This window comes from Ensifer sp. ENS08, from assembly GCF_014852195.1.
GTDB lineage: Bacteria > Pseudomonadota > Alphaproteobacteria > Rhizobiales > Rhizobiaceae > Ensifer > Ensifer adhaerens.
This window is the reverse complement of record NZ_JACVBF010000018.1, coordinates 153213-172957: the sequence shown is the minus strand read 5'-3', so window position 1 is coordinate 172957 and position 19745 is coordinate 153213. Positions and strand designations below refer to the sequence as shown.

Sequence of the window (19745 nt, the reverse complement as noted above, 5' to 3'; positions counted from 1 at the left end):
GCGCCGCCGACGTTCCGGCCCAGAGAGAACTTCCATCTTAAAATTGCTGCTAGTCATAATGCCGACATTACTCCTACACACTTAACTAAGTGGGGGAGCATGTCCGGGCCTTTCGGGGGCTAATTCACGACGAGCTTGGCTATCTTCCACTCGAGCCCAATGCAGCCCACTTATTTTTCCAGCTCGTATCGAGGCGCTACGAGCGGGGTGCAATGCTCGTCACCTCCAACCGCAGTGTCGGAGAATGGGGAACAGTGTTCGGCGACCCCGTCGTGGCAACTGCTATCCTTGATCGGTTGCTGCATCACAGCCACGTCATCACAATCCGTGGCGACAGCTACAGGCTACGAGAAAAGCGCCGTAGCGGGCTTCTACAGAAGTCCACGACGGCAGCCGGTATGGAGAGTAACTAAACACCCTTGGCGGACCAGATTTGCGTGTCGCCTAAGGACCAGTTCACGATGACGCTTGATACCGTGGTCAGGCAAATTCGAGGGGTCAATTCCTCGATTCGCTGGACTCCGGACCAAGGTCGATATCCGGCCGGTATCGGTCTGATCTTCGCCACGACCGGAACTGTCGTGTCATCTCCATGCAACCTTTCGGCGGCCAAAACATGCGCCTCGTCCCATTTCAGCCAACTCTTTCGCCGTCGCCAAGGAATTGTGCCGATTCGAAGAGCTCGGGGCTCTGACCTTTAACGGCCACAGTCACCCCCCAAAGCTCTTCGCAACGTTCAACGCGTAGTGCTCCACCGGCCGTCTGGAATAATATGCGCTGTGAGAGGAAGCTACTCTCTACGAGCCTACGCGTCGGATTTGCCATCCCGCTAGCGCGCCACAGCTAATTTACGAACCGATATATATTGGATTGAGAAGTTTGATTGATCGCCTACCATAAGCCGAATTTCGACGTCCTCATGCGGGACCTGAAGACTAAAGTTAAATTTAGCGATTGGTTCGCTCTCGGTTAGATCAAGTTTCCTGGCCGACATCAAAACGGTGCTACCTTGTGACGAAACTACGTCGACCAACACTTCAGTCACACAGACAGCGTCTTCAACTCGTACGTTGAGTTCATAGTCACCTTCGCTCAGCGGAATGTAGGGCCCAAAGGCAAGCATGCCGGCCGTAGCAGTTGTAGCTAGTTTTCCGCTACGAAGAGCACCGACGATTGTTCGAGATTCACCAGGAGCATAAACAAGGCCAAGGGGGCTCTTTATAAGTTCGGCAAAACTATCCGCTAACAGGTCACGGTGGGCTGTCAGAGTAGCGAGAGCGCCGCGAACAAGTTCTAGTTCACCCTTGAGTTTTATAAAATCCTCGTCCTCAGCACTATCACCAAGGCTTGCGCTCACCGGGCTTCGTTGCTGCAGCAACAGAACCTTGCGCTGCAAGTCATCAAGTTGAATTCTTTGTGATTCCAATCCGCTCTCAAGCGCTAGGTTCCAACACTCGGTCGCCTCTGCACTAATTTCTGTAGCTTCCTCACTCTTTCGATAGTCCAAGAGCATATTCGAGAAAGACCACTCGCACCGTGGTCGGCGCCAGAATTTTACCGCCCATCTTCTTTGGGCGGACGGCAATGAAAATGGGCTCAACCTCACCCGACGTCCGCCGGCGTTTCGCTGGGAATCGGGCTCAAACAGTTCGTTGACAAACATAAAAAACGAGAGGAACAAATCCTCGGGCCAACTACAGTCTGTTTGGTCGCTAACTACAGATGCAAAGTCGATCAAACTAGCGCGCCCAGCATCGTCAACTATAATGTTCCACGTTCTCACGTCGTTATGGTATAATTGATTATTCTCCAATGTGGCCAATTCAGCCAAAATATCCTCAAGGATAATGTTTGGATTGAATTCTTGATGATTGGCCAAAACTTCGGACAACAACGAGCCGGGTTTTCGGCTCAATACATTCCAACCTGCCGCCTCCGTCTCACCACGATCAATCACCCGGGTACCAGTAAGTGAAGTGGGAAGCCTAGCTAAAACCTCACGCTCCCTTTGCATATCACGGCGATTCGTTTCGTCATGCGAGAGCCCAAGTCTATAGATTTTCACGACCGTTGTGTCGCTGTAGTAATAGCTTCGAGTCCCCCCGAATACATCAACCGCAAGCGCATTGGATTTATGAGACCATCTCTTGAACGGGTAAACATGCCCTCCAAGAAAGCAATACTTGGAGCTAGCGACGAAAATCGGCCTAATCACACTGGAAAGGTGCGTCGAATTTTGACCGACCTCGAAGACGAACGGATAAGATCGTAGAATTGAGCGTGGGTCGTCAGGCAAATTTTTAGCCCAGTAGAGCGGCTCTTCTTTTAACGCGAGTTCTGTGACTATAACAGCCGTCGTTTGACTAATTTTTTCTAGGAGCCCTGACGTGTAACGCAGACCCCTCACGTTTATTACATGATGGAAGACCGAAAATCCAAGAACCAAGTCAAACTGACCGTCATACAGACTGGTTACGACATTCTCCACAGTATCGGTTCGAAAGGAAACATCGAACTCTGGATACTCCGCGCCGATCGCCTGACATACGTCTATGTTTTTCTGATCGTAGTCCACGCCAATTACCGTGGCACCAAGTTCCGCAAGAGAAAAACTAAAAAAGCCCTGCGCGCATCCCAAGTCTAGAACTCTCAATTCTCGGCCTAGATAGGTCGACAACGACCTATACAAATCGAGAATCTTGACAAAGCGGTCTAAAGAGTTTCTCGAAACATCGCCAGAAAGTTCATTGTGTCCGTAAATTGGTTGGTACTTTTCCGGCAGCTCTGCCACCGCGTTTTCTAGCGTCACGTTAATCCCCCTGAAACTAAAGCCTTGCGGGCTCTGGCGCGGGTTTTACAGAGCACATCATCGAAGACGTTTCAATTAGTTGATCGCTGCAATCTGTGCGTAAAAACTTTCGTTCTTAAAGTGGGGCGGCCGGCGGCACCCAGAGGATGCAGTTAGCGTTGGACAACTTAGTTTAAGTGTATTGGCTTTGATTTGGAGCGTCGGCCGTGGCGCGACTCACAGCCGCCGGCCGCGCGGCTCGGTTCTCGGACCGCAACGGTGATCTACTGGTTAGAGGGACAATAAGTACCCGACGAAACAAGAACGCTTCAGTCGGCCGCAGACCCTTCAGCCACGCCCACTGCACCTGCCGCCTTTCGCAGGTTCAGCGCCGACGCCTCGCCCTCGAAGGCCTCCACCCTCTGATCATAATTCGGCGCGACGGTCCCCATCACGCGGTCCCAGAACGAAAAGTAGTTGGCGTAGTTGTATTTGAACTCCGCGTGGTGCTGGTCGTGATAGGTGGTGCAAAGCATCGGCGAAGGGTAGCGCGCCGTGCGTGAGGCGAAGTATTCGAAGCCGGCGTGGCCGAAGGTGCCGTTGATCTGGTCGAACAAACGGTGCGCCAGAAGGATGATCGGCGGGAACGGCACGAAGAAGGTGATGACGGCGTAATAGCCTTGGCTCATGGCGGTATCGACCAGGCCGATCGAATCGTTGCTCCAGGCCGTCGGCGCGACACTGCGGTGATGCAGGAGATGGTACTTATAGAAGAGCTTGGTGTGCAGCAGCCGGTGGGCGAAATAGAACCAGGCGTCGAAGAGCACCATGCAGAGCACGAAGAGCGGAACGGCCGTCCACCAGCTGAACTCCCAGGGCGAGAACAGGGTCCATCCCTTGTACTGGACGAAAAGTCCGATCGCGACCGACGTGCAGGTGACGAGGATCGAGGCCATGCTCTGGCGGATCTCGATGGCCTTGCGCTTCTCGCCGCGCCGCCCCTTCTGGATGCGGCGTTCGGGGTTGCGGTCGTTGAGCCAGGTGATGCCGTAGCCGAGGAAGAAGTACAGCCCCACCGTCGCTGCATAAATCGCAGCCAGCAAGCCGACAAAGGTGAGACTGTCCTGAAGAAGGGCGCTCAAATCGTGATCCGTCGCGGAAAGAAAAGTTGAATTGGCGCGTGGACTATACCAAGCACCCTCTTCCGCGCAAGCCATCCGGGCTCTGACCGCGCTCCAGTTCGGCCAGAAATGCTCGCAATTCCGCGCCGTCAATGCCGACGAGGTGGCCCTCCTGCGGATACCTGCCCGAGCGCACATCCTCGGCAAACTCCGAGAACGCGGCGATCCGTTCACGCTGAAGCCGGTCGTATTCGGCGGCAAAATTGCGATAGGTCTTGGCGTGGCGCGGCACGTGGCCGCGATTGCTGCCGAGCACATCGGCGGCAAACAGATATTGAGCGTCGCAGCCGGAACCCGCTCCCATCGAAAGCATCAGCATCGAGGTTCTGGCACTGATCGCCCCTGCAACTCCTCCCGGCACGACCTCGATTTCTGCCGCGAAGGCGCCGGCTTCCTCAAGCGCCTTGACCTGCCGCCAGATCTCGAGCGCGCTCGCCGCGGTCTTGCCGACGGCGCGAAAGCCGCCGGTCCAGGTGGCCTTGGAAGGGATGAGACCTACGTGGCCGCAGACGGGAATGCCCTCCTCGCGCATCCGCCGGACGGTCGAAACCCCGGCAGCACAGTAGACCGCATCGCCGCCGGCCTTCAGCGCCTTGAAGGCTGCACGCATATAGTCTTCCGCAGTGACGTAGTCGCCGTATTCGAGGCCCGGAAAGGCAAAACAGGTCGGCGCCACCTCACGAAACTCGGGCCCTAAGAGCGCCGGCGGGACGGAGACGAGATCGATGCCGGCGGCTTCCGCCGCTTCGGCCTCATCCAGCGTTTCGACACGCAGCATGGTGAGTTGGCGCTTGCCCTTCATCGACAGGAGATCGGCAACGGTCGGACGGTGGCTTTTCATGAGACGGCTCCGGAAATAATGGAAACAGGACGCGCTTTGCCGCTCGCGCTAGGCGGCGAGGAGTGCTTTGAGCTTGGTTTCGGGCGAGATGAGCGCCTGCGGATCGGGTCGCTTTCCGGCTGCAATCAGCATTTCTGCAAGCCGAATGTCGCGCGCGACCGCATTGCCCGGTCCGATGCCGGAGGCCGCAAGCAGCCGACCGGTATCGTCGAGATGAAAAAGAATGAAGGCATCGTCGGTAAGGTCGCGCCGTACGGTCGTTGCAGCACCCTCGGCAAGCCCCGCGATCTGCAGCGTCAGATCATAATGATCGGACCAGAACCACGGCACGCTGGTGATTGCCTCGCCACCGCCGAGCAGATTGCCGGCAACGAGCGTCCCCTGATCCTGCGCATTGCGCCACGCCTCAAGACGTATCCGACGATCACCATAGTGACAGAGCGGGAACGAGCAGCAATCACCAGCGGCGTAGATATCCGGGTCGCTGGTTTGAAGCATTGCGTCGACCGCAATGCCGTTCTCGATCGAAAGGCCGGCGACGGCTGCAAGCTCCGTGTTCGGGACCGCGCCGATGCCAACGACGACGAGATCGGCCTCAATTGTCTCACCGCCGGCGAGAACGACGCGCGCACGGCCTTCGTCCGCGTCGATACGTTCGGTCTTCGCGTCGCATCGTATGTCGACGCCTTCTGCACGATGCCGCGCGGCAACGATTGCAGCGATCTCCTCCGGCACGCCCCGCGAAAGAATGCGCGGCAACCCTTCGATAAGCGCCACGGCAGCGCCGAGTCGGCGCGCCGTTGCTGCGAGCTCCAGACCGATGAAGCCACCGCCGATGATCGCAAGCTTGCGGCCGGGCGAAAGTTCGCGGCGGATCTCTTCAGCATCGGCATGGGTTCTGAGCGTGCGGATGCGGTGTGGCGCCTCGTCCATACCATCGATGGTTCGCGCCCGCGCACCGGTCGTCAACAACAGCCGGTCATAGGCGATGCTGCTTCCGTCTGCGAGCGTCACGCGCTTTTCGGCGCGATCGATGGCCATGACCGGGATATCCGTCAGCACTTCGATCCCGGCTGCCGCGTAGCGCTCGGCATCAGCGACATACTTCGGCGCGACCTCTGCCTTGAGACCATCCTTTGAAAGAGGCGGCCGCTCATAGGGAAGATGCGGTTCCGCGCCGATCAGAGTGATCTTACCGTCGTATTGCTTTTCCCTGAGGGCAAAGGCGGCCCTTGCGCCACATTCGCCGGCACCCACGATGACGATGGAACCCATCTCAACCTCCCTGCCCGCCGCGGCGAGCCCAATCCCATCGAGAGCGGCTTCAGCCGAGCGCGATGAACACGCTTCCGGCCTCGACCTTCACCGGATAGGTCTTCAGGTTGACGCACACGGGAGCGCCCTTGGCCTGGCCGGTCTTGTAGTTAAAGCGGCCGTTGTGCTTCGGACATTCGATGATGTCGTCCATCACGAGGCCATCGGCGAGATGAATATGCTCGTGGGTGCAGAGCCCGTCGGTGGCAAAATACTCATCGTCGGGGCTGCGGTAGACCGCAAAGGTCCGTCCGTCGTGATCGAAGCGGATGACATCTTCCTCGTCGATTTCGTCCGCTGCGCAGACTTCAACCCAGTTTCCGCTCATGATTTCCTCCCATTTCCTGGCATTCGTTGGTTATTCGGCTGCGTGCACGATCGCATCGCTGTGAAATTCTTCCCGGTAGGGCTTTGCCGTCGCCGGCAGCTCGCGTTTCAGGAAATAGTCCTCGTTCCGCAACTGCCGCAGAAAGGCCGGGATCATTTCGCGGTAGGCGTGCAGCATCGACGGGTTCGGTTCCGGCAGATCATGCTTGATCATGGCGTGCAGCTTCGGCAGCACGTGATAAGGCACCATCGGGAACATGTGGTGTTCCACATGGTAGTTCATGTTCCAATAGACGAAGCGGCTCACCGGGTTCATGTAGACCGTACGACTGTTCAGCCGATGGTCGGTCACGTTGTCGGCAAGACCGCCATGCTGCAGCAGCCCGGTCAGAACGTGGTGCCAGGCGCCATAGAGCCTGGGCAGACCGATCAGCATCAGCGGCAGGATCGAGCCGAGATAGAAACAGGCGGCGATGGTGGCTGCATAGATCGCAAACCAGATGCGTGCGACCAGGATCGCCTTCGGCTGCTCCATTTCAGGGATGAAAGTCGCTTCCTCGACGCTGATGATACCGAACGTGTTGCGCACCATATCGATCATCGCGTGCCAGACATCGAGCATACCGAAGAAATTGAGGACGAGGCGAAGGAGATCCGGCGGCCGCATGACGGCAATCTCGGGATCCCGGCCGACGATCACCGTATCCGTGTGGTGGCGGGTGTGGCTCCAACGCCAGGTGACCGGATTGCGCATGATCATGAAGCAGGCGATCTGGTAGACGGCATCGTTCATCCACATCGTCTTGAAGGCCGTGCCATGGCCGCATTCATGCCAGCGGCTATCGGAGGCCGAACCGTAGAAAACGCCATAGGCGAGGAAGAACGGGACGGCCCACCAGGTGCCCCAGAAGGTGATGCCGAGTGCGCCGAACAGAACGAGACAGCCGAGCCAGATCGCGGTGTCGCGGATGGCCGGACCATCCTCGCGCTTCATCAGTTCCTTCATCTGCTTGCGCGGAATGTCGGTGTGATACCACTCCGCGGCAGAGAGACCGTTGGCGACGGCCGCCTGGGCATCTCGGCCAAGCAGGCTGTAGTCTCGCTTCGTCGGTGTCATCGTCATTTGCGCTCCTCCCCGCGGTCGACCCGATCTGGCCGGCGACGTCTCATGTCGTGCAATGACGATAGGTTGACTTTTGCCAGGTCTCAATGCAGCAATGATATATTCTCTCAAATGATGTCATCATTCGCATTTCATTCATGATGCAAACCTATCAGGAGACGCGATGAGCAACCGACCGACAATTGCCGACCTTGCGCGCACCGCCGGCGTCAGCGTCGCCACCGTCGACCGCGTACTCAACGGGCGCCATCCGGTGCGCGAGGAAACCGCGCGCCGGGTCTATGAGGCTGCTAAATCAATCGGCTATCACGCCGTGGGCTTGATCCGGCAACGCGTCTTTGAGGACCTGCCGCAATACAGGCTTGGCTTTGTGCTGCAAAAGCCGGAGCAGGCTTTCTATCAAACGGTTGCGAAGGAAATCGAAAGCGCCGCGCTGTCGCTGTCGCATGCCCGCGTCTTTGCCCAGGTCGATTTTGTGGCAAATTCCACTCCATCGGCCATCACGGAGAAGCTTCGGGCCGCCGCAGTGCGCAACCAGGCCATTGCGCTCGTCGCTCCCGACTACCCGGCAGTGACCACCGCAATCGAGGAACTCAAGGAACGCGGCATTCCGGTCTTCTCCCTGCTATCGGATTTTGCGGCTGGCGTCCGTGAAGGTTATGTCGGCCTCAACAATCACAAAGTCGGCCGCACAGCCGCGTGGATGATCACCAAGGCGGCCAAACGTCCTGGCAAGGTCGCAGCCTTCGTCGGCAGCCACCGCTTTCTCGGCCACGAGCTTCGGGAGATTGGCTTTCGTTCCTATTTTCGCGAGCACGCACCTGGTTTCGAAGTGCTGGATACGATGGTCAACCTCGACACCGCCGAGATCACCCATGAAGCGACACTCAATCTGCTGCAGCGCCACCCGGACCTGATCGGCTTTTATGTCTGCGGCGGCGGTATGGAAGGGGCGATCTCGGCGATCCGCGAGGAAAAGCTTGAGGGAAAACTGATCGCTGTCGTCAACGAGCTGACACCGGATTCCCGTGCGGCCCTTGGCGACGATGTCGTGACACTGGCGATATCGACCCCGACTCCCGCGCTCGCCCGGGAAACGATCAACCTGATGATCCAGGCGATCGACAAAGGCCCGACCGGGGCGCCGGGGCAAACTTTCCTTCCCTTCGACCTTTTTACGCCGGAGAATATCTAGCGGATCCTGATGGAATTCCATCATTGACGAAAGGCAATCTTGCAGGGATGCAAGACCTTTGCGCGTTGCGCGCTCTGACTGCGCTCCAACAGTTGGTGAATTGTCCGCAAGGCTATAAATGGAATGAACGTTCTATTTATAGCCTTTGGCCCATCCAACTGGAGGAGACATTCCCGTGACCGCCCTGCCCTTTGCCCTCAACCACATAACGACGCCGAACCTACCGCTTGGCGCCTTTTTCGAACTCGCCAGATCCCTCAGCATTTCATCCGTCGAAATCCGCAACGATCTCGCCGGCAACGCAATCCTCGACGGCACGCCCGCAAACGACGTCGCCGCCCTCGCCAGCCGTCACGACATCACGATCATCTCGATCAATGCCCTTCAACGTTTCAACGAATGGAACGAGGCCCGTCAGGCCGAAGCCGAAGAACTGATCGCCTATGCGCGCGACTGCGGCGCCAAGGCCCTTGTCCTAGTTCCCGTAAACGACGGCACGGGCCAGGCCGATGGCGAGCGCCAGGCAAATCTTCGCGAGGCTCTTTCCGCACTGAAACCGATGCTCGAAACGGCCGGAATCATCGGCCTCGTCGAACCGCTCGGCTTCGAGATCTGCTCGTTGCGCTCGAAGACGGAGGCTGTTGAGGCCATCAAGGCCGTCGACGGTGAGAAGATCTTCCGACTGGTGCACGACACGTTCCACCACCACCTCGCCGGCGAACCTGCAATCTATCCTGAGATGACCGGCCTCATCCACATTTCCGGGGTCGCGGATGAACGTGTCGCGGTGGCGGATCTGCGTGATTCGCACCGCGTTCTCGTTGATCGGAGCGACCTGCTCGACAATGTCGGACAGATTCGGCGCATGCGCGCGGCGGGTTATGGGGGGCCGCTTTCCTTTGAGCCATTCGCCGCCGAAGTCCACGGATTGGCGGATCCCGCCGCCGCGGTGGGACAGAGCGTGGATTACATCCGAAGCCATATCTAAGCTCCCCCGGCGCGAGGCCGGCAAATCAACAGTGGGCGCCGCATCAGGCCTTGACGGCGCCCGTATAAAATGGAATACATATTCCGTAATCGCAATTTACTGGTTCGTTTATTCCGTTTTACTCGAAAGCGCAGCGGGAGTGCCGCTTTTGAAATGAATGAGCGCAATCCGGCATTGCGTCCCCGGCAGGAGAAGGTGTCGCCGGGCAACATTGTGGAGGAGAAAGACAATGAAGAAATTTGTGCTCAGCACAGCGCTGGCGATGATGATGTCGACGGCAGCCCATGCCGACACCATCGGCGTATCCATGGCCCTTTTCGACGACAATTTCCTGACGGTCTTGCGCAACGGCATGTCCGACTACGCCAAGACGCTCGATGGCGTCGAACTGCAGATCGAAGACGCGCAGAACGACGTCTCCAAGCAGCAGAGCCAGATCCAGAACTTCATCGCCGCCGGCGTGACCGCGATCATCGTCAACCCCGTCGATACGGATGCGACGGCTGCCATGTCGAAGATCGCTGCGGATGCCGGCATCCCGCTCGTCTACGTCAACCGCGAACCGGTCAACGTGGACACGCTGCCGGATAAGCAGGCTTTCGTCGCGTCGAACGAACAGGAATCCGGCACGCTGCAGACGCAGGAAATCTGCAAGATGCTCGGCGGCAAGGGCAAGGCCGTCGTGATGATGGGCGAACTGTCCAACCAGGCGGCCCGCATGCGCACCAAGGACATCCACGACGTGCTTGCCACCGACCAGTGCAAGGGCATTGAGATCGTCGAGGAGCAGACCGCCAACTGGTCGCGCACGCAAGGCTCGGACCTCTTGACGAACTGGCTTTCGGCCGGTCTTGAGTTTGACGCGGTCATCTCCAACAACGACGAAATGGCGATCGGCGCGATCCAGGCGCTGAAGGCCGCAGGTCGTTCGATGGACAGCGTTGTCATCGGCGGCATCGACGCAACGCAGGACGCTCTGGCAGCCATGGCCGCCGGCGATCTCGACGTCACGGTGTTCCAGAACGCCGCCGGCCAGGGCAAGGGCTCGGTCGACGCCGCACTGAAGCTCGCAAAGGGCGAGCCGGTGGACAAGAAGGTCTACATTCCCTTCGAGCTCGTCACCAAGGACAACCTCGACAAGTACCAGGCGAAGAACTGATCGCCACAGTCGGGAGCGCGGGCAAACCCGCGCTCCCCCTTTAAAATGCAGGTCCGTCCGCAAATGCCTGCGTCCAATGGATGCCGCATGCGGTAAGATGGGCTGGTCACCCGCCAGCGACGAGGACTATCCGCGACAGCCGGAAACGACGGGGAGGCAAGGAACATGACGCTCAGTCCGACAACGATGGCAGCCGTGCGCGCCAGCGGCGCGGTACCCAAAGCCGAATATCTTCTTTCTGCGGAAGGGATCCGCAAGGAATTCCCTGGTGTCGTCGCGCTCGACGATGTCGAGTTCAAGCTTAAGCGCGGCACGGTACATGCGCTGATGGGCGAAAACGGCGCCGGCAAATCGACGCTGATGAAGATCCTCGCCGGCATCTACACGCCCGACAAAGGTGACGTGAAGCTTAAAGGTGCCGAAATCCGGCTGAAGTCGCCGCTCGACGCCCTCGAAAACGGCATCGCCATGATCCATCAGGAGCTGAACCTGATGCCGTTCATGACGGTCGCGGAAAACATCTGGATCCGCCGGGAACCGAAGAACCGCTTTGGCTTCGTCGATCACGGCGAGATGAGGCGCATCACCGCCCGCCTGTTCGATCGCCTGAAGATCAAGATCGATCCTGAAATCGAAGTGCGTCACCTGTCAGTGGCCAACCGCCAAATGGTCGAGATCGCCAAGGCAGTCTCCTACGAATCCGACGTGCTCATCATGGACGAGCCGACGTCTGCGCTGACCGAGCGCGAGGTCGCCCACCTCTTCGAAATCATTCGGGACCTGCGCGAACAGGGCATCGGCATCGTCTACATCACCCACAAGATGAACGAGCTATTCGAGATCGCCGACGAGTTCTCGGTGTTTCGCGACGGCAAGTTCATCGGCACGCACGCGTCGAGCGACGTTACCCGCGACGACATCATCCGCATGATGGTTGGTCGCGAGATCACCCAGATGTTTCCGAAGGAGGAAGTGCCGATCGGCGACGTTGTCCTGTCGGTCAAGAACCTCGCGCTTGACGGCGTCTTCCGCGACGTCTCCTTCGACGTCCGCGCCGGCGAAATCCTCGGCATTGCCGGTCTCGTCGGCTCCGGGCGCTCGAACGTCGCCGAAACCCTCTTCGGCGTCACGCCTGCAAGCTCCGGCGCGATTTCGATCGACGGAAAGACCCTTTCGATCGACAGTCCGAACACGGCGATCCGCAACCGCATGGCGTTTCTGACCGAAGACCGCAAGGACACCGGCTGTCTCCTGATCCTCGATATTCTCGAAAACATGCAGATCGCCGTGCTTCAGGACCGCTTCGTCAAGGGCGGCTTCGTTACCGAAAAACAGGTCACTGCGGCCTGCGAAGAGATGAGCCGGAAGCTGCGTGTCAAGACGCCGAACCTGCAGGAGCGCATCGAGAACCTCTCGGGCGGCAACCAGCAGAAGGTGTTGATCGGCCGCTGGCTGCTCACAAATCCGCGCATCCTGATCCTCGACGAGCCGACACGCGGCATTGATGTCGGCGCCAAGGCGGAAATACACCGTCTCGTCACCGAACTCGCGCGCAACGGCGTCGCCGTCATCATGATCTCTTCGGAGATGCCCGAGGTCCTCGGTATGAGCGACCGCATCATGGTCATGCACGAGGGCCGCGTCACCGGCTTCCTCGACAGGGCTGAAGCAACCCAGATCAAGGTCATGGAGCTCGCCGCGAGCTGAGCGGGAAACGACCCCAAAGGGAGGACTGAAAATGGATACCAATGTCGCCGCACAGGGCGCGAGCGCACCGCTCTCAGGGACAAGGCGCCGCTTGCCGCCTGAATTCAACATCTTCCTGGTCTTGATCGGCATCGCGCTGGTCTATGAGATCCTCGGCTGGATTTTCGTCGGCCAGAGCTTCCTCATGAACCCGCAGCGCCTGACGATCATGATCCTGCAGGTTTCGGTGATCGGCATCATCGCCGTCGGCGTGACCCAGGTCATCATCACCGGCGGCATCGACCTGTCCTCTGGCTCCGTCGTCGGCATGACGGCGATGATCTCGGCAAGCGTCGCCCAGGCCTCCACCTGGCCGCGCGCGCTCTATCCATCCTTGACCGACATGCCGGCAATCGTTCCGATCGGGCTTGGCATCGGCATCGGGCTACTTGCCGGCTTTATCAACGGTCAGCTGATCGCCCGCACCAAAATCCCGCCCTTCATCGCCACACTCGGCATGATGGTTTCGGCACGCGGCATTTCCAAGTGGTACACCAAGGGCCAGCCGGTCTCGGGCCTCACCGATCAGTTCAACTTCATCGGAACCGGCATCTGGCCCGTCATCGTCTTCCTGGTCGTCGCGCTCATCTTCCACATCGCGCTGCGCTACACCCGCTACGGCAAGTTCACCTATGCGATCGGCGCCAATGTGCAGGCAGCCCGTGTCTCCGGCATCAATGTCGAGGCGCATTTGATCAAGGTTTATGCCATTGCCGGCATGCTGGCCGGGCTGGCTGGTGTCGTCACCGCCGCCCGTGCCCAGACCGCACAGGCCGGCATGGGCGTTATGTACGAACTGGACGCGATCGCCGCGACCGTTATCGGCGGAACCTCGCTGACGGGTGGCGTCGGCCGGGTCACCGGCACGGTCATCGGCACCATCATTCTTGGCGTCATGACCTCAGGCTTCACCTTCCTTCGGGTCGACGCCTACTACCAGGAAATCGTCAAGGGCCTGATCATCGTCGCGGCTGTCGTCATCGACGTCTATCGACAGAAGAACCGCAAGAAGGCCTGAGTCCTGAAAGCAATACTCTCCTCCCAGTGAAGCCAACTGGCCGGGATGACGAAAGTCATCCCGGCATTTTATTTTGTTCAGAAGGCTATATCGCCAGTCTCAAGCCGTTTTCCACATATGCTTGGCGCGCAGGGCTGCCCCGGCGCACGCGCTCTGGCAAGATCCTTGGCGATGCACTATAAGAGAGGCGTTCAAAACTATTGGAGACTTCCCATGTTGTCGCAGCGCAAGCTTGCGAGCCAGTTTCAGCCGCGTTTCGTTCTTCAGCTTTGGAACGCGATGCTGCGGGTACAGACCCGCGAGACAGCTTCCTTCTTCGGCCACCGCGGCCGCTAAGCAAGACCCCAAAAAACCTGAATTGCCCCAGCCCTGTGAACGTGTCGGCTGACCGCTCGCAGATGGCTTTCGCTTAACCGGCCCGCATTTGGCGGCGCCGGGTTGAGCCTATTCGTGCTTAGCCCGCTGGAAAGCGGATGGTCACCTTGAGGCCGCGGCCGTCAGCCCCCTCGCTGAGGCTGGTAGTCGCGCCGTAAAGCTCGGCAATTTCTTCGACGATCGGCAGCCCGAGCCCTGAGCCGGGCGCGTCACTGCCGCCACGCTCGAAACGCCTGAGCACCGTCTCGTGCAATTCCGGCCGAATGCCGGGTCCGTTATCCTCCACCTCCAGCGACACCGAAACCTCCCGCGCAAAGACACGGCTCGTCACTTCCGCACCGCGGCCGGCATAAAGCAGCGCGTTGCCGATCAGGTTCTTGAGGAGTTCACCGATGAGCAACGGCTCGGCGCGGATGAAAGCCTCACCCTCACCGTCAAAGCCGAGATCGATATCCGCGTCTCCAGCCGCCGGCACATGCTCTGCCGTTATCTCCCGCACCAGTTCGACCAAATCGATGCGCTCGAGCGAACCGGTTTCGTCCTTGCCGGCAGCGTCGATCTTCGCCATCAGCAGCAACTGCCCCAGAATGCGCTCGGCATTGGCGACCGCCTCGTCGGCCTTTTTCACAGCACTTCTCGTCTCCACGATCGAGCCGGCGCGTTGCGCCAGGGCGAGTTGCGTGCGGATGATGGCGAGCGGCGTGCGCAGCTGGTGGCTGGCATTGCCGGTGAAATTGCGAAGCGCATCGAGCGCCGACTGCAAGCGCCCCATGAAGGAATTGACCGTATCGACGAGACCCTGGACTTCGTTCGGAACCCGCTCGCCGATCGGATGCAAATCGTCCGGACTGCGCTCCGAGATCGCGTCACCCAGCCTGTAGAGCGGGCGCAAGGAAAAGGTAACGGCGATCCAGACGATCACCGCCGCACCGGCAATCATCATGCCGAGGCGGAGCGCCGAGCGCACCAAGATCGTCTGCGCCAGATGTCGGCGCGCGATTGTCGTTTCGGCAACCGTGACCACGAAGGGCACGGAATTGATGCCGGTTGACGCGGAGCGGCGAAGGGCGGCAATGCGGATCGGTTCGCCGCGGAAGATCGAATCCGCAAATGTGGTCGATGCGCCGGGCTCCTCCGCCAGCGACGGCAGCGTCTGGTAGCCGGTGATGAACTGGCCGGGCGGGCCGTCGACCCGGTAGAACACCCGGTCCTGCGCGGCCGACGTCAGCATTTCCAGCGCGACATAGGGGATGTCGACTTCGAGCGACCCGTCTTCCGCCACGACCACGCGCTCGGCGATTGCCAGCGCCGAGCCGGCAAGCACCCGATCGGAAACGACGTTGGCGGTCGTCACGGCCTCCCGATAGGTATCCGTCAGCGCGATGACCCCGATCACTACCGTCGAGATCAACAGCCAGCCAAGCAGGCGCCGGCGGAGGGAATAGACCGTCGTACTCATTCCGGCCCGGCCGCTTTGTCGAGATAGTAGCCGATGCCGCGGGCGGTGCGCACGGTCAGCCCATGCGGTGCGAGCCGCTTGCGCAGCCGGCTGACATATTGCTCGATCGCGTTGGAGCTCAAGTCGTCGTCGAAGCCTGTCAGCGACTGCATAATCGCATCCTTGGCGACCACCTTGCCGGCACGCATGAACAGAAGCTCGAGAAGTCCGAGCTCGCGCGCCGGGATCTCGATCGGCGCGCCGCCGGACGAGAAGCTGCGGGTGTTGAGATCGAGCGACACATTGCCGTAACTGACGGTCGAGGCCCTGAGGCCCGCCTGACGGCGCAAGAGCACGCGCACGCGCGCTTCGAGCTCGCCGACGTCGAAAGGTTTGATCATGTAGTCGTCGGCGCCGAGGTCGAGCCCCTTGATCCGCTCTTCGGGCGCGCCCCTTGCCGTCAGGATCAAGACCGCGGCGCGGTTCTGGCGAGCACGCATCGCCCTCAGCACATCGAGGCCATCCATTTCCGGCAGATTGAGATCGAGAATGACAAGATCGAACGTTTCGGTGGCGGCCACCGCATGCGCCGACGCACCGTCACTGACGACGTCAACGGCATAGCCACTGCCGCGCAAGATCGCCGACAGGCCCTCGGCCAGGTCCTGGTTGTCCTCAACAAGCAAGATACGCAATTATCATCACTCCCCCGACCACCTTATCCGCCGACGCCTTGCTTGTGAACGGTACGACACTGAGGCATTGTGGATTCATGCGGTTCTTGATTTCTTTTCTTTTTTTTGCTCTTTGTCCTCAGCTGCTCCTTGCGGCCCCTATCATATTCCCGGCCCTTTCCGGCAAAGCGGACGTGCGCACGCTGGTCGTCTATTCATCACTCGACGAGCCGCTCGCAAAGCCGATGATCATCGGTTTCCAGCGGGCCAATCCGGACGTGGCCGTGCGCTATGAGGACATGCTAACCGGAGAAATCTACGACCGCATCATCAAGGAGACCGACGCCGGAATGAAGACGGCGGACTTCGCCTTTTCTTCCGCCATGGACCTGCAAGTCAAGCTCAGCAACGACGGTTACGCCCAGCGCAGCGACCTGCCGATGAGCGACCGCTGGCCCGCCTGGGCCAACTGGCGCAACACGGCTTATGCGCTGACCTTCGAGCCTGCCGTCTTCGTCTATCACAAGCCGAGCTTCACCAAGGAGAAACCGCCGTCGACGCGCGCGGAATTCGTCGATTACCTGAAGCGCCAGGGCGCGGCCGTCTTCGGCAGGATCGGAACCTATGACATCGAGCGGTCCGGCGTCGGCTTCCTCTTCATGTCGCGCGACCAGGAACAGTTCGGCGATATCTGGGATGTCATCCAGGCGATGGGGGCGGCCGGCGTCAAACTCTACTCGACGAGCGAAGCAATCCTCGAGCGTGTCGCCGACGGCCGCTTCGTGCTCGGCTACAACATCCTCGGATCCTATGCGGCGGACTGGGCGGCACGGCATCCGGATGTCGGCATCGTTCTGCCGAAGGATTATACCGTGGTGATGTCGCGCATCGGCCTCGTCCCGCAAGCTGCAGCCTCCCCCGACCTCGGCTGGCGCTACCTTGAATTCTTCATGTCGAAGGAAGGCCAGACGATTATGGCCCGGGAGTTGCAAATCCCGGCCGTCAGCCCAGAGGTCGCGGGTGAAAATACCGCCAACACCATGCAGGAGATGCTTGGCGGCCAGTTGCGCCCCGTCCCGGTAAGCCCGGGACTGATGGTCTATCTCGATCAGGTAAAGCGCTCACGGCTGATTGCCAAATGGAACGAGGTTCTGAGGCTCCATTGAAGACGACGGACCGGAAGCGCGGCGCTCCCGGTCCGATCGCAAATCCCGCCAGCTTCAGGCTTAAGCCTTGTTCCGCGTACGCCCGGACCGTAGGGCCTGCGCGGAAAGGTTCAGATCGACGGCAGCAAGCACCAACGCCTTCAACGCCTCTTCGTCGATCGCCTCGCCCTCGTGGATATCGATGGCGCGCCGGACATTGCCGTCAAGGCTGGAATTGAAAAGACCTGCCGGATCGTCGAGTGCTGCCCCCTTGGCGAAAGTCATTTTCACAACCGCTTTATAGGTCTCGCCGGTACAGATGATGCCGGCATGCTCCCAGACCGGGACGCCTCGCCATTTCCATTCCTCGACGACGTCAGGATCCGCTTCCTTGATCAGCTTGCGTATCTTCGCAAGCGTCGCACCGCGCCAGTCGCCAAGTTCCGCGATCCTCGCGTCAATCTGCCCGGAGGCAGAAGCGGCGGCTTCTGCCGCATCGTCGTTTTTCGCCTTGGTCGTCGCTTTTGCCATCGTATTTACTCTCCCATCATCCTTGCCGGAGCTCGCCTTCAGGCGGGGCCGGTGCAAACCGTCTTCGCCTTTGTCGGCGTTGCTCCTCATACCTAGGCTCGGGCCGGCTGGCGGCAATATCCGAGCAACGATTCGTGGTACCGTCGCGAAATCCGGTCGGGACCTGGCTCAATTTGAACGCCGGGAACCGGCAACATCGCCTGTCAGCGCATGCGAGAACCTAAAATTCCGTAAACGATGAGGCAGGATTTTCGCATTCGGGGCTTGATGTCAGCTAAATGTCAGCTTTCTATGGTGCCTTAAGGTCACTGGCACCCGTGGAGGCGGGCCGCCGGTTGCGTACTGGGAGGAAGCCACCAATCCGGTCAAGCGATAAGGGTCGAAAGAGCCCGTCGCCGTCTTCCCGTTCGCACACAGCAACAACGTGCGCGGTGAAAACGCGCCTCACGGAGGACTGACCTTGAAACATATTTTCCTCGCAACGATTCTCGCCGGTGCGATGTCGCTCCCGGCTGTTGCCGCTGATTACACGATCATTGCACCTGCAAACCCGGGCGGCGGCTGGGACCAGACGGCGCGTTCGCTGCAGACGGTCATGCAGCAGGAAGGCATCTCCGGCAACGTTCAGGTTCAGAACGTGCCGGGCGCCGGCGGCACCATCGGTCTCGCCCAGTTCGCAAGCCAGCAGAAGGGCAACCCGAACGCCCTGATCGTCGGCGGCTACGTCATGGTCGGTGCAATCCTCACCAACAAGTCCCCGGTCACTCTTAAGGACGTCACGCCGATCGCGCGTCTCACCGGCGAATACGAAGCGGTCGTCGTTCCGGCCTCGTCCGACATCAAGACCATGGGCGACCTCGTCGAAGCCCTGAAGAAGGATCCGGGCGCCGTGTCCTGGGCTGGCGGCTCGGCCGGCGGTACCGACCACATCGCCGTTGGCCTGATCGCCAAGGCGGCCGGCGTCGATCCGACCAAAATCAACTACATCGCCTATTCCGGCGGCGGTGAAGCGCTTGCTGCTATCCTCGGCAGCCAGGTTACCGCAGGTATCTCGGGCTACGGCGAGTTCGAATCGCAGGTCAAGGCCGGCACGCTCCGCCTGCTCGCCGTCTCCAGCGCCGAGCGCATTGCCGGCGTCGATGCTCCAACGCTGAAAGAATCGGGCGTTGACGTCGTCGTCGAGAACTGGCGCATGGTCGCAGCCGCTCCTGGCCTCTCGGACGAGCAGAAGGCCGCCGTTTCGGCCGATATCGAGAAGCTCGCGAAGTCCGCTGGCTGGCAGGAAGTCCTGAAGACCAAGGGCTGGCAGGACAGCTATCTCGCCGGCGATGCGTTCAAAGCCCAGCTCGACAAGGACGTTGCGGCGACCGAGGGCGTTCTCAAGGACATTGGACTGGTGAAATGATCAAGGGGCATCACCCTTCAACTGCAACGCGTCGCCCGGATCGGGCGGCGCTTTTCATCGCGGTGGTTCTCGCCGCTATCGCTGGACTCATTTTCTGGGATGTGTCGCGCCTGACGGGCGCTGCCGGCTACTCCCAGGTCGGGCCGACGACGGTCCCCTATGCGATCGCCTGCTGTCTTTTCGGCCTTGCGATCTGGACCGCGATCGAAGCGTTTCGCGGCGATTTTCCAGAGCGTGAGCACCAGGAAGTCGCTCCGGTTATCTGGATCGTCGGTGGTCTTGCCGCCCAGATGCTGCTGTTGAACATTGCAGGCTTCTCGATCGCCACCGGCATTCTGTTCGCGTTGACCGCACGCGGTTTCGGCAAGCGCAAGCTTTGGTTCTCGCTCCCCGTCGGCATTGCGATCTGCTTTGTCGTGTGGGTGATCTTCGCCAAGCTGCTGCTCCTGTCGCTGCCCGCGGGGCCGCTTGAACGCCTGTTCTTCTAAGAGGGCCGA

At 59.8% G+C, this 19745-nt stretch carries 18 protein-coding genes and 1 pseudogene; 10 read left to right on the top strand and 9 right to left on the bottom strand.

Features of this window, described 5'->3' with window-relative positions:
• Positions 1-99 precede the first annotated feature (99 nt).
• Positions 100-413, top strand: a pseudogene (locus IB272_RS28835) (ATP-binding protein); the annotation flags it as partial.
• Between the two features lie 416 nt (positions 414-829).
• Here IB272_RS28835 and IB272_RS28830 read toward each other — a convergent pair.
• The 6 genes from IB272_RS28830 to IB272_RS28805 form a co-directional block, all read right to left on the bottom strand.
• On the bottom strand, positions 830-2809 hold the full coding sequence (locus IB272_RS28830; RefSeq protein WP_192445559.1) for a methyltransferase domain-containing protein: 1980 nt from the start codon (positions 2807-2809) through the stop codon (positions 830-832).
• A 308-nt stretch (positions 2810-3117) separates the two neighbouring features.
• On the bottom strand, positions 3118-3930 hold the full coding sequence (locus tag IB272_RS28825) for a sterol desaturase family protein (protein ID WP_246810454.1): 813 nt from the start codon (positions 3928-3930) through the stop codon (positions 3118-3120).
• A 43-nt stretch (positions 3931-3973) separates the two neighbouring features.
• Positions 3974-4810 carry a 3-methyl-2-oxobutanoate hydroxymethyltransferase gene (locus IB272_RS28820; RefSeq protein ID WP_192445557.1) on the bottom strand — a complete coding sequence of 279 codons (837 nt, stop codon included), beginning with the start codon at positions 4808-4810 and terminating at the stop codon, positions 3974-3976.
• Between the two features lie 48 nt (positions 4811-4858).
• Positions 4859-6085: an FAD-dependent oxidoreductase gene (locus IB272_RS28815; RefSeq protein ID WP_192445556.1), complete on the bottom strand. Its 1227-nt coding sequence runs from the start codon at positions 6083-6085 to the stop codon at positions 4859-4861.
• Positions 6086-6134: 49 nt separating this feature from the next.
• Complete coding sequence (locus tag IB272_RS28810; protein WP_060583797.1) at positions 6135-6452, bottom strand: MocE family 2Fe-2S type ferredoxin; 318 nt, start codon at positions 6450-6452, stop codon at positions 6135-6137.
• 30 nt (positions 6453-6482) lie between these two features.
• A complete protein-coding gene (locus IB272_RS28805) occupies positions 6483-7574 on the bottom strand; it encodes a fatty acid desaturase family protein (RefSeq protein WP_192445555.1) in 1092 nt (363 codons plus the stop codon).
• A 163-nt stretch (positions 7575-7737) separates the two neighbouring features.
• Between IB272_RS28805 and IB272_RS28800 the strand changes: the two genes are divergently transcribed.
• From IB272_RS28800 to IB272_RS35430, 6 genes are all read left to right on the top strand, one after another.
• A complete protein-coding gene (locus tag IB272_RS28800) occupies positions 7738-8769 on the top strand; it encodes a LacI family DNA-binding transcriptional regulator (RefSeq protein ID WP_060610346.1) in 1032 nt (343 codons plus the stop codon).
• Positions 8770-8944: 175 nt separating this feature from the next.
• Positions 8945-9757 (top strand): TIM barrel protein, encoded by an 813-nt coding sequence (locus IB272_RS28795; protein ID WP_192445554.1) that lies wholly within the window; start codon positions 8945-8947, stop codon positions 9755-9757.
• A gap of 229 nt (positions 9758-9986) precedes the next feature.
• Positions 9987-10916, top strand: a complete 930-nt coding sequence (locus IB272_RS28790) for a sugar ABC transporter substrate-binding protein (protein ID WP_192445553.1) — start codon at positions 9987-9989, stop codon at positions 10914-10916.
• A 165-nt stretch (positions 10917-11081) separates the two neighbouring features.
• Positions 11082-12623, top strand: a complete 1542-nt coding sequence (locus IB272_RS28785; RefSeq protein ID WP_192445552.1) for a sugar ABC transporter ATP-binding protein — start codon at positions 11082-11084, stop codon at positions 12621-12623.
• Positions 12624-12654: 31 nt separating this feature from the next.
• Positions 12655-13680 (top strand): ABC transporter permease, encoded by a 1026-nt coding sequence (locus IB272_RS28780; protein ID WP_034800589.1) that lies wholly within the window; start codon positions 12655-12657, stop codon positions 13678-13680.
• 213 nt (positions 13681-13893) lie between these two features.
• Positions 13894-14016, top strand: a complete 123-nt coding sequence (locus IB272_RS35430) for a hypothetical protein (protein ID WP_255381084.1) — start codon at positions 13894-13896, stop codon at positions 14014-14016.
• Between the two features lie 118 nt (positions 14017-14134).
• Here IB272_RS35430 and IB272_RS28775 read toward each other — a convergent pair whose 3' ends face one another.
• Positions 14135-15514, bottom strand: coding sequence for a sensor histidine kinase (locus tag IB272_RS28775; protein WP_192445551.1), 1380 nt, complete (start codon positions 15512-15514; stop codon positions 14135-14137).
• Positions 15511-16188 (bottom strand): response regulator transcription factor, encoded by a 678-nt coding sequence (locus IB272_RS28770; RefSeq protein ID WP_034800583.1) that lies wholly within the window; start codon positions 16186-16188, stop codon positions 15511-15513. The genes IB272_RS28775 and IB272_RS28770 overlap by 4 nt, the downstream gene beginning before the upstream one ends.
• A gap of 77 nt (positions 16189-16265) precedes the next feature.
• Here IB272_RS28770 and IB272_RS28765 point away from each other — a divergent pair, with 77 nt between their 5' ends.
• Entirely contained in the window at positions 16266-17333 is a 1068-nt protein-coding gene (locus tag IB272_RS28765) for an ABC transporter substrate-binding protein (protein ID WP_192445550.1), read from the top strand.
• 60 nt (positions 17334-17393) lie between these two features.
• Here the strand turns inward: IB272_RS28765 and IB272_RS28760 are convergent, their stop codons facing one another.
• Positions 17394-17843, bottom strand: a complete 450-nt coding sequence (locus tag IB272_RS28760; RefSeq protein ID WP_192445549.1) for a DUF1801 domain-containing protein — start codon at positions 17841-17843, stop codon at positions 17394-17396.
• 460 nt (positions 17844-18303) lie between these two features.
• Here IB272_RS28760 and IB272_RS28755 point away from each other — a divergent pair, with 460 nt between their 5' ends.
• Together IB272_RS28755 and IB272_RS28750 are read left to right on the top strand one after the other, a co-directional pair.
• On the top strand, positions 18304-19248 hold the full coding sequence (locus IB272_RS28755; RefSeq protein ID WP_034800577.1) for a tripartite tricarboxylate transporter substrate binding protein: 945 nt from the start codon (positions 18304-18306) through the stop codon (positions 19246-19248).
• Complete coding sequence (locus IB272_RS28750) at positions 19245-19736, top strand: tripartite tricarboxylate transporter TctB family protein (protein ID WP_034800575.1); 492 nt, start codon at positions 19245-19247, stop codon at positions 19734-19736. Before IB272_RS28755 ends, IB272_RS28750 begins: the two co-directional genes overlap by 4 nt.
• Positions 19737-19745: the final 9 nt, after the last annotated feature.

Bases quoted from the DNA above. Each gene is read 5' to 3' on its own strand.
- IB272_RS28810 (WP_060583797.1), bottom strand. From the start codon at position 6,452: ATGAGCGGAAACTGGGTTGAAGTCTGCGCAGCGGACGAAATCGACGAG.
- IB272_RS28785 (WP_192445552.1), top strand. From the start codon at position 11,082: ATGACGCTCAGTCCGACAACGATGGCAGCCGTGCGCGCCAGCGGCGCG.
- IB272_RS28750 (WP_034800575.1), top strand. From the start codon at position 19,245: ATGATCAAGGGGCATCACCCTTCAACTGCAACGCGTCGCCCGGATCGG.
- IB272_RS28775 (WP_192445551.1), bottom strand. From the start codon at position 15,514: ATGAGTACGACGGTCTATTCCCTCCGCCGGCGCCTGCTTGGCTGGCTG.
- IB272_RS28820 (WP_192445557.1), bottom strand. From the start codon at position 4,810: ATGAAAAGCCACCGTCCGACCGTTGCCGATCTCCTGTCGATGAAGGGC.
- IB272_RS28760 (WP_192445549.1), bottom strand. From the start codon at position 17,843: ATGGCAAAAGCGACGACCAAGGCGAAAAACGACGATGCGGCAGAAGCC.
- IB272_RS28815 (WP_192445556.1), bottom strand. From the start codon at position 6,085: ATGGGTTCCATCGTCATCGTGGGTGCCGGCGAATGTGGCGCAAGGGCC.
- IB272_RS28765 (WP_192445550.1), top strand. From the start codon at position 16,266: ATGCGGTTCTTGATTTCTTTTCTTTTTTTTGCTCTTTGTCCTCAGCTG.
- IB272_RS28805 (WP_192445555.1), bottom strand. From the start codon at position 7,574: ATGACGATGACACCGACGAAGCGAGACTACAGCCTGCTTGGCCGAGAT.
- IB272_RS28780 (WP_034800589.1), top strand. From the start codon at position 12,655: ATGGATACCAATGTCGCCGCACAGGGCGCGAGCGCACCGCTCTCAGGG.
- IB272_RS28800 (WP_060610346.1), top strand. From the start codon at position 7,738: ATGAGCAACCGACCGACAATTGCCGACCTTGCGCGCACCGCCGGCGTC.
- IB272_RS28790 (WP_192445553.1), top strand. From the start codon at position 9,987: ATGAAGAAATTTGTGCTCAGCACAGCGCTGGCGATGATGATGTCGACG.
- IB272_RS35430 (WP_255381084.1), top strand. From the start codon at position 13,894: ATGTTGTCGCAGCGCAAGCTTGCGAGCCAGTTTCAGCCGCGTTTCGTT.